Annotated in this window: 11 protein-coding genes; 1 reads left to right on the forward strand and 10 read right to left on the reverse strand. The window is 66.1% G+C overall.

Features of this window, described 5'->3' with window-relative positions:
* Positions 1-153: 153 nt before the first annotated feature.
* Positions 154-1,008, reverse strand: coding sequence for a transcriptional regulator HexR (gene hexR, locus FHR94_RS06360; protein WP_183324792.1), 855 nt, complete (start codon positions 1,006-1,008; stop codon positions 154-156).
* 257 nt (positions 1,009-1,265) lie between these two features.
* Between hexR and FHR94_RS06365 the strand changes: the two genes are divergently transcribed.
* Entirely contained in the window at positions 1,266-1,472 is a 207-nt protein-coding gene (locus FHR94_RS06365; protein ID WP_183324793.1) for a PA3496 family putative envelope integrity protein, read from the forward strand.
* 91 nt (positions 1,473-1,563) lie between these two features.
* Here FHR94_RS06365 and FHR94_RS06370 read toward each other — a convergent pair whose 3' ends face one another.
* From FHR94_RS06370 to atpG, 9 genes are all read right to left on the reverse strand, one after another.
* The gene (locus tag FHR94_RS06370; RefSeq protein ID WP_183324794.1) at positions 1,564-2,904 is read right to left on the reverse strand and encodes a sodium-dependent transporter; all 1,341 of its coding nucleotides are present in this window, start codon (positions 2,902-2,904) and stop codon (positions 1,564-1,566) included.
* Positions 2,905-3,324: 420 nt separating this feature from the next.
* Complete coding sequence (locus tag FHR94_RS20060; protein WP_425485360.1) at positions 3,325-3,534, reverse strand: DUF72 domain-containing protein; 210 nt, start codon at positions 3,532-3,534, stop codon at positions 3,325-3,327.
* 231 nt (positions 3,535-3,765) lie between these two features.
* Positions 3,766-5,601 (reverse strand): glutamine--fructose-6-phosphate transaminase (isomerizing), encoded by a 1,836-nt coding sequence (glmS, locus tag FHR94_RS06380; RefSeq protein ID WP_183324795.1) that lies wholly within the window; start codon positions 5,599-5,601, stop codon positions 3,766-3,768.
* Between the two features lie 12 nt (positions 5,602-5,613).
* Positions 5,614-6,981 (reverse strand): bifunctional UDP-N-acetylglucosamine diphosphorylase/glucosamine-1-phosphate N-acetyltransferase GlmU, encoded by a 1,368-nt coding sequence (glmU, locus tag FHR94_RS06385; RefSeq protein ID WP_183324796.1) that lies wholly within the window; start codon positions 6,979-6,981, stop codon positions 5,614-5,616.
* Positions 6,982-7,013: 32 nt separating this feature from the next.
* On the reverse strand, positions 7,014-8,123 hold the full coding sequence (locus FHR94_RS06390; protein ID WP_183324797.1) for an FAD:protein FMN transferase: 1,110 nt from the start codon (positions 8,121-8,123) through the stop codon (positions 7,014-7,016).
* A gap of 37 nt (positions 8,124-8,160) precedes the next feature.
* Positions 8,161-8,958: an undecaprenyl-diphosphate phosphatase gene (locus tag FHR94_RS06395; RefSeq protein ID WP_183324798.1), complete on the reverse strand. Its 798-nt coding sequence runs from the start codon at positions 8,956-8,958 to the stop codon at positions 8,161-8,163.
* A 219-nt stretch (positions 8,959-9,177) separates the two neighbouring features.
* Entirely contained in the window at positions 9,178-9,606 is a 429-nt protein-coding gene (locus FHR94_RS06400; RefSeq protein ID WP_183324799.1) for a F0F1 ATP synthase subunit epsilon, read from the reverse strand.
* Positions 9,607-9,630: 24 nt separating this feature from the next.
* Positions 9,631-11,007, reverse strand: a complete 1,377-nt coding sequence (gene atpD, locus FHR94_RS06405) for a F0F1 ATP synthase subunit beta (protein WP_183324800.1) — start codon at positions 11,005-11,007, stop codon at positions 9,631-9,633.
* Positions 11,008-11,073: 66 nt separating this feature from the next.
* Complete coding sequence (atpG, locus tag FHR94_RS06410) at positions 11,074-11,958, reverse strand: F0F1 ATP synthase subunit gamma (protein WP_183324801.1); 885 nt, start codon at positions 11,956-11,958, stop codon at positions 11,074-11,076.
* Positions 11,959-11,982 lie beyond the last annotated feature (24 nt).

Here is an 11,982-nt window from a genome sequence, read left to right on the forward strand (position 1 = left end):
TAGCATAGGGGCAAGGGGCAAGGGGCAAGGGGCAGCGTAGGTCGGGTAAGCGAGCCTGCGAGCGTACCCGACGGACCAACCCGACAGCATCTTTGAATCGTCGGATGCGCCTTCGGCTTATCCGACCTACAACGCTGGGCGCTGCCTGAAGGGCTATTCTTGCTCCGGGAAGCGCAGCGGATTGAGGCTCTTCTTCACTTCCCTGAGCTGCTCGGCGAGCTTGGGCCCCCGGGTCTTGGCCACGCCCACCGCCAGCACGTCGATCAGCACCAGATGGGCGATACGCGAGCTCATCGGGGTATAGATCTCGGTATCCTCGTGGACGTCGATGTACAGCGGCAGGGTCACCTCCTCGGCCAGCGGCGAGCCGCTGGGGCACAGGCCAATCACCGTGGCGCCGGCCTCACGGGCCAGTCGCACGCTGGCCACCAGGGCCCGGGTGCGGCCGGTCTGGGAGATCGCCACCACCACGTCGCCCTCCTTGAGGGTCACCGCCGACATGTTCTGCATATGCGGGTCGGCATAGGCCGCGGTGGAGATCTGCAGGCGAAAGAACTTGTGCTGGGCATCGAAGGCCACCGCGCCGGAGGCGCCGAAGCCGTAGAACTCCACCCGGTGGGCCATGGCCAGGGCATTGATCGCCTGGCTCAGGGCCTCGTTGTCGAGACGGTCACGTACCGACAGCAGGGTCCCCACGGTAGAGTCGAAGATGCTCTGGGAGAATTCCGCCACCGAGTCGCTGTCGTTCATCGAGAACTGGGCGAACTGGCTGCCAGTGGCCAGCATCTGGGCCAGCTTGAGCTTGAAGTCCTGGAAGCCGTTGCAGCCCAGGGCCCGGCAGAAGCGCACCACGGTGGGCTCGCTGACCTTGGCCTCGGTGGCCAGGTCAACGATGCGCATGTGGATGACTTCCTCGGGGTGGCGCAGCACGAAACGCGCCACCTTCTGTTCGGAGCGGCGGAAATGCTCCATGCGACGTCTCATTTCATCGAATAGGGCACGGCTCACGCGGCTCTCCTTAGTTGACGGGCAGGGCCTGGACGGGCAGACCGGACCGGATCGAGGTCTCAGGCGTTCAGTATGCCCCAAGCGGGCCGACGATGCCCCCTTCGGACCACGCGGATCGGCATAAGCCAGCGTTGGAGCAGCGTTGCGCAATTACGGCACACACCGTCATCAAACTGTCAAGTGGGGTATAGTAGGAATTGCAGTGTCGCGCAGCGTCCCTGATGCCGGCACATTCACTGCAGACAGGAGAGTCGATCATGCGCAATGTCGAACGGTTAACCTCCCTGAAGAGCGAACTTCTCGACATCTTCATGAGCATGGAAGTCGCCGCACACGAGCAGCGCTCCCGCACCGCCGCCCGGCGCAATCTGCGCGCCCGCCGCGGTATCGAACTGCACAATGAGTTCAAGCGGCTGAGCCAGGACATCGCCCCGCTGCCCGAGGCCGAGGACGAGATGCACTGAACGCCTCACTCGAGGGCATGCCCCACACGCAGCGAACCCCGCCGAGGCGGGGTTCGTGAGGGGCCATGAGCCCCGGGGTCGAGCGGCCGGCTCAGAGGCTGGAGACGAAGACCACGATCACCCCGATGGGCGCCACGTAGCGGGCCACCAAGTGCCACAGGGTGGCCGAACCGCCCTTGAGGCCCAGTTCTGTCTCGACGCTCTGGCGCTCCAGAGCCCAGGCGACGAAGACGATGGCCCCCAGGCCGGTGAGCGGCAGCATGAACTTGCTGGTCAGCTTGTCCAGCAGGTCGAACACGCCCAGCCCGAAGAGCACGGGATCGCTCCAGACATTGAACGACAACAGCGCCGCGATGCCCAGCGCCCAGGCGCCGATACCCGCTACTAAGGTGGACATGACGCGGGAGAGCGGCGTGCGCTCCTCGACGAACTCTACCACCGGCTCCAGCAGCGAGATGGCCGAGGTCAGGGCGGCGAAGGTCAGCAACAGGAAGAACAGCAGCCCGAGGATGACACCTCCCCCCATGTTGCCGAAGGCCAGCGGCAGGGTGACGAAGATCAGGCCGGGGCCGGAGGCCAGGTCGAGGCCGTTGGCGAAGACGATGGGAAAGATCGCCAGGCCAGCCCCCAAGGCGATGACGGTATCCATGATCACCACGGTACGCGCGGTCTTGAGCAGGTTGACGTCCTCGCCCAGGTAGGAGCCATAGGCCATCATGATGCCCATGCCCAGCGACAGGGTGAAGAAGGCGTGCCCCAAGGCCGCCAGCACCGTCTCGCCGGTCAGCGCGCTCCAGTCGGGATTGAACATGTAGCCGAGTGCCTGACCGAAGTAGCCGGTGGTCATGCCGTAGCCGATCAGCACCACCAGCAGGACTCCCAGCGCGGGCATCAGGGTACGCACGGCACTCTCGAGCCCCTTGGTCACCCCGCGGGCCACGATACCGATCACCAGCAGCATGAAGACCGAATGGCCTGCCAGCAGCAGGCCGGGGCTGGCCAGCATGCCACTGAACAGCTCGCCGATGCCGTCGGCATCCTGGCCGCTGAAGACGCCCGTGACGGAGCTCAGGGTATAGTAGAGCGACCAGCCACCGATCACGCTGTAGAAGGAGAGAATCAGGAAGGCGCCGAGAATGCCGCTGACGCCCACCAGCAGCCAGGCACGGTTACGGCCGGCCTGGTGGGCCACGTCGGCCATGGCATTGATGGGATTCTCCTGACCACGCCGGCCGATCAGCCATTCCGCCACCAGGATTGGCAGGCCGATCAGGGCGATACAGAGCAGATAGACCAGCACGAAGGCCGCCCCACCGCTCTCGCCCACCATGTAGGGAAACTTCCAGATATTGCCCAGGCCGACCGCGGAACCCGTTGCCGCGAGAATGAAAGTCAGCCGAGAGGACCAGTGTGCATGTTGCGTGTTGGACATAAATCACCCTGAGGATACGTGTCGTCATCGATCGATCGGATGCAATGACGGCGTTGTGGTTGTAGTCGCCACGTCCGCGGACTCCCGGATCACGGGATGCCGCATTCAAGGGCATAACAGATGCCAAGCAGGATCGCTGCCGAGGCAATACCTCCGTGCTGCCGGTAAGGACGCACAGCGGGGCGGGAACCTCGGGGGATCAAGGCGGCGATTCACGCAGGATAGGCGTAAAAGCCCGCAATTTCCCCATGGCAAGTGACGCTCGACCCGTAAAAGTATCCGATCATACGCTTGATGGCCAGCCATGTCGGCGAAACCGGCGCCGTCATTTGACGGTAGTCAGAACAGGCAAGCCTGGCGTTCGCCAGGGAAGGGGAAGCGAAGGGAGATCGGCCAAGGCGGCAGGGAGGCCCGGGCCAGCTAGGGCGCGCCACGCTTGTCGGCAGTATGCACAAAAAGGAAAGGGGTTTTCCCCTGTTTTATCCACAAGGCGAGACGCTCGATCCACGTCGTGAAATAGCGGCGATTGCGGAACCCGTCAAGGTGACCGATGAAGCGCACTAGGGGAAAATTTCCTGTCGAGATCACGTGCAGCGGACGTTTCGGCTTCTCGGACTGGGCCTTCTGCAGGCCGGGAGGTCATCGGCCGGGGGTGAAGAATAGCGGCCGAACATCGAGTATCACCCGGTTCGCCCCATGAGTTATCAACAACCTGTTGAACGCCGTCTCGACGCTCTCCTTGTGGAGGAATTCCCTGTGCCGCACCTCCATGGCCCAGGGAATTTCCCTGGGCCACCGGATCAGCAGCGCCTCGATAAAGGCCACGAACTCGGCCCCGTTCCGGCGAGGCGTTGGCCACACTCACTCCACCGTCACGCTCTTGGCCAGGTTGCGGGGCTGATCCACGTCTGTGCCCTTGAGCACCGCTACGTGGTAGGAAAGCAGCTGCAGCGGCACGGTGTAGAGGATCGGCGCCAGGGCCTCGTGCACATGGGGCAGGTGCAGCACATGGACCCCCTCGCCATCCGACAGCCCGACACCCTCGTCGGCGAAGACGAACAGCTCGCCACCCCGGGCGCGCACCTCTTGGAGGTTGGACTTGAGCTTGTCGAGGAGCTCGTCGTTGGGGGCCACCGAGATGACCGGCATCTCGCTGTCCACCAGGGCCAGGGGACCGTGCTTGAGCTCGCCCGCCGGGTAGGCCTCGGCGTGGATGTAGGAAATCTCCTTGAGCTTGAGCGCTCCCTCCAGGGCGATCGGGAAATGCGCCCCGCGGCCCAGGAAGAGCGCGTGATGCTTCTCGGCGAAGGCGCCGGAGAGCGTCTCGACCATGCCGTCCAGCGCCAGCACCCGGTCCACCAGGCCCGGCAGGCCGCGCAGCGCCTCGACCAGTGCCGACTGCTCGGCGGCAGCCAGCCCCTTGATGCGCCCCAGCGCCAGGGTCAGCAGCATCAGGGCGGTCAGCTGGGTGGTGAAGGCCTTGGTGGAGGCCACGCCGATCTCGGGGCCGGCCTGGGTCATCAGGGTCAGGTCGGACTCGCGCACCAGTGAGCTGCCCGGCACGTTGCAGATCGCCAGGCTGGCCAGATAGCCGCGCTCCCGGGCGAAGCGCAGTGCCGCCAGGGTGTCAGCGGTCTCGCCGGACTGGGAGAGGGTCACGAACAGCGTGCCCTCGGGCACCACCACCTGGCGATAACGGTACTCCGAGGCGACCTCCACCTGCACCGGCACCCCGGTGTAGCGCTCCAGCCAGTAGCGGGCCACCATGCCGGCATGGTAGCTGGTACCACAGGCGACGATATGCACCTGCTTGACCCGCGCGAACAGCTCGGCCGCCTCGGGACCGAAGCTCTCGACCAGCACGCCATGATCGCCGAGACGTCCTTCCAGGGCCGCGGCGATCACCGCCGGCTGCTCATGGATCTCCTTGAGCATGAAGTGGCGATAGCTCCCCTTGCTGGCCGCGCCATCACCATGCTCGAAGGTCTGCACCTCACGCTCGACGGCCTGGCCACGAGCATCGACGATCTCGATGCGTCCCTTGCCGGACAGACGCACCACATCCCCCTCATCGAGATAGATGAAGCGGTCGGTGACCTGCAGCAGGGCCAGCGGGTCGGAGGCCAGAAAGGCCTCGTCGATGCCCACGCCGACCACCAGGGGACTGCCCTTGCGAGCGCCGATCACCGTGTCGGGCTCGTCGGCATGCACCACCCCCAGCGCATAGGCCCCGTCGAGCGCCGCCAGCACGCGCTGCACCGCCGCCAGCAGGTCACCGGCCCCGCGCGCCTCGCGGTCCAGCAGGTGCGCAATGACCTCGGTATCGGTCTCGGAGTCGAAGACGTAGCCATCCCGCTCCAGTGCATGGCGCAGCGCCTCGTGGTTCTCGATGATGCCGTTGTGGACCACTGACAGGCGATCCCCGGACTGGTGCGGATGGGCGTTGGCCTCGCTGGGCCGGCCATGGGTCGCCCAGCGGGTATGGGCGATGCCGCTGTGACCGGTCAGGGGCTCGGCCTCGAGACGCGCCGCCAGGGCCGCCACCTTGCCGAGCGCCCGGCGCCGCTGCAGCCCCCCCTGTGCCGCGCAGACGGCCATGCCGGCCGAATCATAGCCACGATACTCTAGGCGCCTGAGCCCCTCGAGCAGGATGTTCTGAACGTTACGCTGGGCGACGGCGCCGACGATTCCACACATGCTGCACTCTCCTCAGTGATCCTGTTCCCTGGACGGCCGGGGCCAGTCGGCCTTGCTGACCTGACGGCCCCGGGAGACGGCCAGGGCATTGTCGGCGACATCCTTGCTGATGGTGGAACCGGCGCCCACGGTCGCGCGCTTGCCCACGCTCACCGGGGCCACCAGGGCGGTATTGGAGCCGATGAAGGCCTCGTCACCGATCTCGGTACGATGCTTGTTGACGCCATCGTAGTTGCAGGTGATGGTGCCGGCACCGATGTTGACGTCGCGGCCCAGCCGGGCATCGCCGACATAGCTCAAGTGGTTGATCTTGCTGCCCTCACCGACCTCGGCGTTCTTGGTCTCGACGAAGTTGCCGACCCTGGCGTGCACCGCCAGGCGTGAGCCGGGACGCAGCCGGGCGAAGGGACCGATGCGGTTGAGACCGGCCACCACGGCGCCCTCGATGACGCTGTGGGGCTCGACCACCGTCTCGGCGCCGATGTGGCTGTCACGGATCACGCAGTGGGAGCCGATGCGCACGCCCTCACCCAGCTCGACATCGCCCTCGAAGACGCAGCCCACATCGATCTCGACATCATGGCCGCAGGTCAGGGTGCCGCGCACATCGAGGCGCTCGGGGTCGAGCAGTGCCACGCCACGGGCCATCAGCGCCTCGGCGATATCACGCTGGTAGGCGCGCTCGAGACGCGCCATCTGGGCCCGATTGTTGACCCCCTCGACCTCCAGGGGACGACACGGCTCGGCGGTGGCGATCTTCACGCCTTCGGCGGCCGCCATGGCAATGACATCGGTCAAGTAGTACTCGCCCTGGGCATTGTCGGCGGAGAGGCGCGGCAGCCAGCGCTTCAGCTGGCCGGCGGTCATCGCCATGATACCGGTGTTACACTCGCGAACGGTGCGTTCGGCCTCGGAGGCATCCTTGTGCTCGACGATGGCCACCGCCTCGCCGGCCTCGTCGCGCAGGATACGCCCGTAACCGGTGGGGTCGTCGAGGGTCACGGTCAAAAGCCCCAGGTGGTGTTCGTCGACGCGCTCGAGCAAGCCGGCCAGGGTCTCACGGCGGATCAGCGGCACATCGCCATAGAGTACCAGCACCTTGCCCTCGCCCAGGCCATCCAGGGCCTGGGCCACCGCATGGCCGGTGCCCTTCTGCTCGGCCTGCACCACGAAGTGGACCCGGCAGTCGGCCAGCGCCTCCCGCACATGCGCGGCGCCGTGGCCAACCACCACGTGGGTCCGCGCCGCCTCGAGACCGGCGGCGGTGTCGATCACGTGCCGCACCATCGGCTTGCCGGCCAGGCGGTGCAGCACCTTGGGCAGGCTCGAACGCATCCGGGTGCCCTGCCCGGCCGCCAGTATCACCACATCGAGGCTCATCGTGACTCCTTGTCGCTGATCGTTGGTCGGCTTCATTCTACGGTGTCACCGGTGGCCTCTGCCACGCCGGCGGGCGCCTTGGCTACCGTGATCCCCAACTCGGTCACCGCGTCCTGGCCGACGCGCGCCACGAAGGCCGGACTCGCCAGGCTGGTCCAGCCTTCCCCCTCGCGCACCAGCATCACCACGGCCAGCTCTTGCTCCTGGGCCAGGCGCATACCGGCGCGCTCGCCGAGCACCATGAGGGCGGTGGCCCAGGCATCGGCCCGAGTATTGGAAGGATGCATCACCGTCACCGACGCCAGACGATGGGTGATGGGACGCCCGGTGCGCGGATCGAGGGTATGGGAGTAACGCCGGCCCTGGTCTTCGAAATAGTTACGGTAGTCGCCGGAGGTCGCCACCGAGGTGTCGTGGAGGGGCAGCACATGCTGCGCCTGCGGGCGCCCCCCGCGAGGCACCTCGATGCCGATGCGCCAGGGTTCGGCGTCGCCGTCCCGAAAGCCGGACACCTTCAGCTCGCCGCCGATATTGACCAGGTAATGCGCGCGTCCCTGCTCGGCGAGATAGGCCGCGAGGCGATCGGTGGCATGGCCCTTGGCCACGCCGGAGAGGTCCACGAAGACATCGCGGGTGCGACGGGCGCGCAACGCCTCACGGTCCAGCTCAAGGGCCTGCATGCCGATCTCGGCCAGGCGTGCGTCGAGCACCGTCGAATCGGGAACCTCGCGCGGACGCGCCTCGGGGCCGAAGCTCCACAGGTTGACCAACCCGCCGATGGTCACGTCGAAGGCTCCATCGCTGGCGTCGGCCACTTCCTGGGCGATCGCCAGCACCTCGGCGAGCGCCGGCGAGATCGATTGCCATTCCCCTACCGGGGCCTGGTTAAGTCCCATCAGCTCCGAGTCCTCGCGCCAGGTGGACATCGACGCGCCCACCGCCTCGAGCTCGGCCAGGACGCCTTCCTCCAGGGCCTCGGCCTCACCTTGGGTGACCGGGCCAGCCAGCGTCACCTGGTAGAAAGTACCGAACACCTCGCCCTCCAGGGTCACCGGAGGCGTCAGCGAACGCTCGGACTCGGAGCAACCCGACACCAGTAGAACCAGCAGGGTTAGCCAGGGCAGGAGACGGGTCACAGGCATCACGGGCACTCCCGGTCGTGTCGTGGAGGGGGACAGGCTAGCCGAACAGCCAGAGCAAGGCGATCCCGAGGAGCAGTCGATAGATCACGAAGGGCTGCATGCCGATCCGCTTGATGAACACCAGGAAGAAGTGGATGCACAGATAGGCGCTGATCCCGGAGAGCAGCGTCCCCGCTACCAGGGCCGTCCAGTCCACAGGGGTCGACGCCTCGATCAGGCCCAGGGTCTCCAGGCCCCCGGCCAGTACGATCACCGGGATCGACAGCAGGAAGGAGAAGCGTGCCGAGGCTTCACGGTTGAGCCCCAGCAGCAGGGCTGCGGTCATGGTGATGCCGGAACGCGAGGTGCCTGGAATCAGGGCCAGGGCCTGGGCCAGGCCGATCCACAAGGCATCCTGCCAGCTCAGGTGATACTCGTTGCGCGACCCACGATGTCGCCAGTCGGCATAACCCAGCAGCAGCCCGAAGCCGATCAGCCCGCCGGCCAGCACCAGCGGCGAGCGCATGGCGACCTCGATGGTGTCCTTGAAGGCGAGCCCCGCCAGTCCTACCGGTAGGGTCGCCAGGATCACCCACCAGGCCAGCCGGGCCTCGTCATCGGTACCGCGCCCCGCCACGCTGCGACACCAACTGGTGATCATGCCGGACAGCTCATGGCGGAAGTAGAGCACCACCGCCGCCAGGCTGCCCAGGTGCAGAGCCACGTCGAAGGCCAGTCCCTGGTCGGGCCAGTCGGTAAACACCGGCACCAGGATCAGGTGGGCGGAGCTGGAGATGGGCAGGAACTCGGTCAGCCCCTGGATGACGGCAAGCAGGACGATCTGTAACCAATCCATGGTGGCCCCTGTTGGGAGGACGATCAGCGAGGGGTCGCGACGACCCAGCGCAGAGGATACACAGCCGATGCCCGGCTGTCCGCGGTTTCAGCAGCCGGCAAGCAGCGCCGTGGCGAAGCCAAGGTCGATCAGCCCCCGGAGGGGGCGATCAGGGGAGTGTCGACACGACGACGCCCCCCGAAGCGACTCCGGGGGGCGTCGAGGCAGACAAGCGAAGGGTCAGCTTCGGCCGGCCTTGCGACGCAGCTGATGGATGGTGCGCAGCTGGGCCATGGCTTCGGCCAGCTCGGCCGCCGCACGGCTGTAGTCCAACTCCGCGGACTTATCGCTCATGGCCCTGAGGGCCTGCTGACGGGCCTCCTCGGCGGCAGCCTCGTCGAGGTCGTCGGCCCGCACGGCGGTATCCGCCAGCACGGTGACCACATCGGGCTGCACCTCGAGAAAGCCGCCCGAGACATAGAAGTGATCCTCTTCCCCCTTGCCACGGACGATCCGTACCGGCCCCGGCGACAGCTCGGTGAGCAGCGGCGTGTGACCGGCCAGGATCCCGAGATCCCCCATGCGCCCGGCCGCCACGACCTGCTCGGCATCGCCGGAGTAGATCGACGCCTCGGCGCTGACGATCTCGCATTTGAAGCTTTTCGTCATGATGACGTCTCCCAGGTGGAGGGATTACTTCATCTGGTTGGCTTTCTCGACGGCTTCGTCGATGGTGCCGACCATGTAGAAGGCCTGCTCCGGCAGCTCGTCGTACTCGCCGTCGAGGATGCCCTGGAAACCGCGGATGGTCTCCTTCAGCGACACGTACTTGCCGGGCGAGCCGGTGAACACCTCGGCGACGAAGAACGGCTGCGACAGGAAGCGCTGGATCTTGCGCGCCCGGGCCACGGCCAGCTTGTCCTCGTCGGACAGCTCGTCCATGCCCAGGATGGCGATGATGTCCTTGAGCTCCTTGTAGCGCTGCAGCACGCCCTGCACACCGCGGGCGGTGGTGTAGTGCTCATCGCCGACCACCAGCGGGTCGAGCTGGCGCGAGGTGGAGTCCAGCGGATCGATGGCCGGGTAGATACCCAACTCGGCGATGGAGCGCGCCAGGACCACGGTGGCATCCAGGTGGGCGAAGGTGGTCGCCGGAGACGGGTCGGTCAGGTCATCCGCGGGCACGTACACCGCCTGCACCGAGGTGATCGAGCCGGTCTTGGTAGAGGTGATGCGCTCCTGCAGGACCCCCATCTCCTCGGCCAGGGTCGGCTGGTAGCCCACCGCGGAGGGCATGCGCCCGAGCAGGGCGGACACTTCGGTACCGGCCAGGGTGTAGCGGTAGATGTTATCGACGAACAGCAGCACGTCGCGGCCTTCATCGCGGAACTTCTCGGCGATGGTCAGGCCGGTCAGGGCCACGCGCAGGCGGTTGCCGGGCGGCTCGTTCATCTGGCCATAGACCAGCGAGACCTTGTCGAGGACGTTGGACTCCTCCATCTCGTAGTAGAAGTCGTTGCCCTCGCGAGTCCGCTCGCCGACCCCGGCGAACACGGAGTAACCGCTGTGCTCGGTGGCGATGTTGCGGATCAGCTCCATCATGTTGACGGTCTTGCCCACGCCGGCGCCGCCGAACAGGCCGACCTTGCCGCCCTTGGCGAAAGGGCACACCAGGTCGATGACCTTGATGCCGGTCTCGAGCAGCTCCTCGGATGCCGCCTGGTCGGCATAGCCCGGGGCCTTGCGGTGGATCGGCATGCGCTCTTCCTCACCGATCTCGCCTGCCTCGTCGATGGGCTCGCCCAGCACGTTCATGATTCGGCCCAGGGTCGCCTTGCCGACCGGCACGGAAATGGCGTCGCCGGTGTTGGTGACGTCCATGCCGCGCTTGAGGCCCTCGGTGGAGCCCATGGCGATGGCACGCACCACGCCGTCGCCCAGCTGCTGCTGGACCTCGAGAACGGTCTCTTTCTCGGAGACCTTCAGCGCGTCGTAGACCTTGGGCACATCGTCCCGCGGAAACTCTACGTCAATCACCGCGCCGATGATTTGTACGATACGTCCGCTCATCTTGGTTCCTCTCAAATACCTGCAAATGAAACCTGCTTGCCGGGAGGGGGCCGCCCCCTCCCCGGGCTATACGGCGGCGGCGCCACCGACGATCTCGGAGATTTCCTGGGTGATGGCCGCCTGACGGGCCTTGTTGTACACCATCTCCAGGTCGTCGATCAGATTGCCGGCATTGTCGGTGGCATTCTTCATGGCGATCATGCGGGCGGCCTGCTCGCAGGCCACGTTCTCGACCACCGCCTGATAGACCTGCGCCTCGACGAAACGCACGAGCAGGCTATCCAATAGCTCCTTGGCTTCCGGCTCATACAGGTAGTCCCAGCTACCGGGACGCTTGTGTTCTTCGTTCTGCGCCTCATCCGCGCCCATCTCGGCGGACAGGGGCAGCAGCTGACGGACCACCGGCTTCTGGGTCATGGTGTTGACGAACTCGTTGAACACCACGTAGAGGCGGTCCAGCTGGCCCTCGTCGTACGCATCCAGCATCACCTTCACGCTGCCGATCAGGTCGTCCTGTGACGGGGCCTCACCCAGGCCGCTCTTGGCCGCGACCAGGCTGCCGCCGTACTTACGGAAGAAGGTCGTGGCCTTGCTGCCCAGGGCGCAGAAATCGAGTTCCGCGCCGCTGTCGCGCCAGGCCTTGGCCTCGTTGACGACGGCCTTGAACAGATTGACGTTCAGGCCACCACACAGGCCGCGGTCACTGGACACCACAATGTAGCCGACCCGCTTGACCTCGCGCTCTTCCATCCACGGATGCTTGTATTCCGGGTTGGCCTCGGCGATGTGGCCCACGACGTTGCGGATCTGCTTGGCGTAGGGCTGGCTGGCCTTCATCCGGTCCTGCGCCTTGCGCATCTTCGACGCAGCGACCATCTCCATGGCACTGGTGATCTTCTGCGTGTTCTTGATGCTCCCGATCTGGGTGCGTATCTCTTTTGCAGCTGCCATAGCGATCTACCTTTGTTCGTGGCC

Source organism: Halomonas cerina (genome assembly GCF_014192215.1).
Lineage (GTDB): Bacteria > Pseudomonadota > Gammaproteobacteria > Pseudomonadales > Halomonadaceae > Halomonas > Halomonas cerina.

Excerpts from the sequence above, each read along its gene's own strand:
- FHR94_RS06365 (WP_183324793.1), top strand. The coding sequence starts at position 1,266 with ATGCGCAATGTCGAACGGTTAACCTCCCTGAAGAGCGAACTTCTCGAC.
- FHR94_RS06400 (WP_183324799.1), bottom strand. The coding sequence starts at position 9,606 with ATGACGAAAAGCTTCAAATGCGAGATCGTCAGCGCCGAGGCGTCGATC.
- FHR94_RS06390 (WP_183324797.1), bottom strand. The coding sequence starts at position 8,123 with ATGCCTGTGACCCGTCTCCTGCCCTGGCTAACCCTGCTGGTTCTACTG.
- FHR94_RS06395 (WP_183324798.1), bottom strand. The coding sequence starts at position 8,958 with ATGGATTGGTTACAGATCGTCCTGCTTGCCGTCATCCAGGGGCTGACC.
- atpD (WP_183324800.1), bottom strand. The coding sequence starts at position 11,007 with ATGAGCGGACGTATCGTACAAATCATCGGCGCGGTGATTGACGTAGAG.
- glmU (WP_183324796.1), bottom strand. The coding sequence starts at position 6,981 with ATGAGCCTCGATGTGGTGATACTGGCGGCCGGGCAGGGCACCCGGATG.
- FHR94_RS06370 (WP_183324794.1), bottom strand. The coding sequence starts at position 2,904 with ATGTCCAACACGCAACATGCACACTGGTCCTCTCGGCTGACTTTCATT.
- glmS (WP_183324795.1), bottom strand. The coding sequence starts at position 5,601 with ATGTGTGGAATCGTCGGCGCCGTCGCCCAGCGTAACGTTCAGAACATC.
- atpG (WP_183324801.1), bottom strand. The coding sequence starts at position 11,958 with ATGGCAGCTGCAAAAGAGATACGCACCCAGATCGGGAGCATCAAGAAC.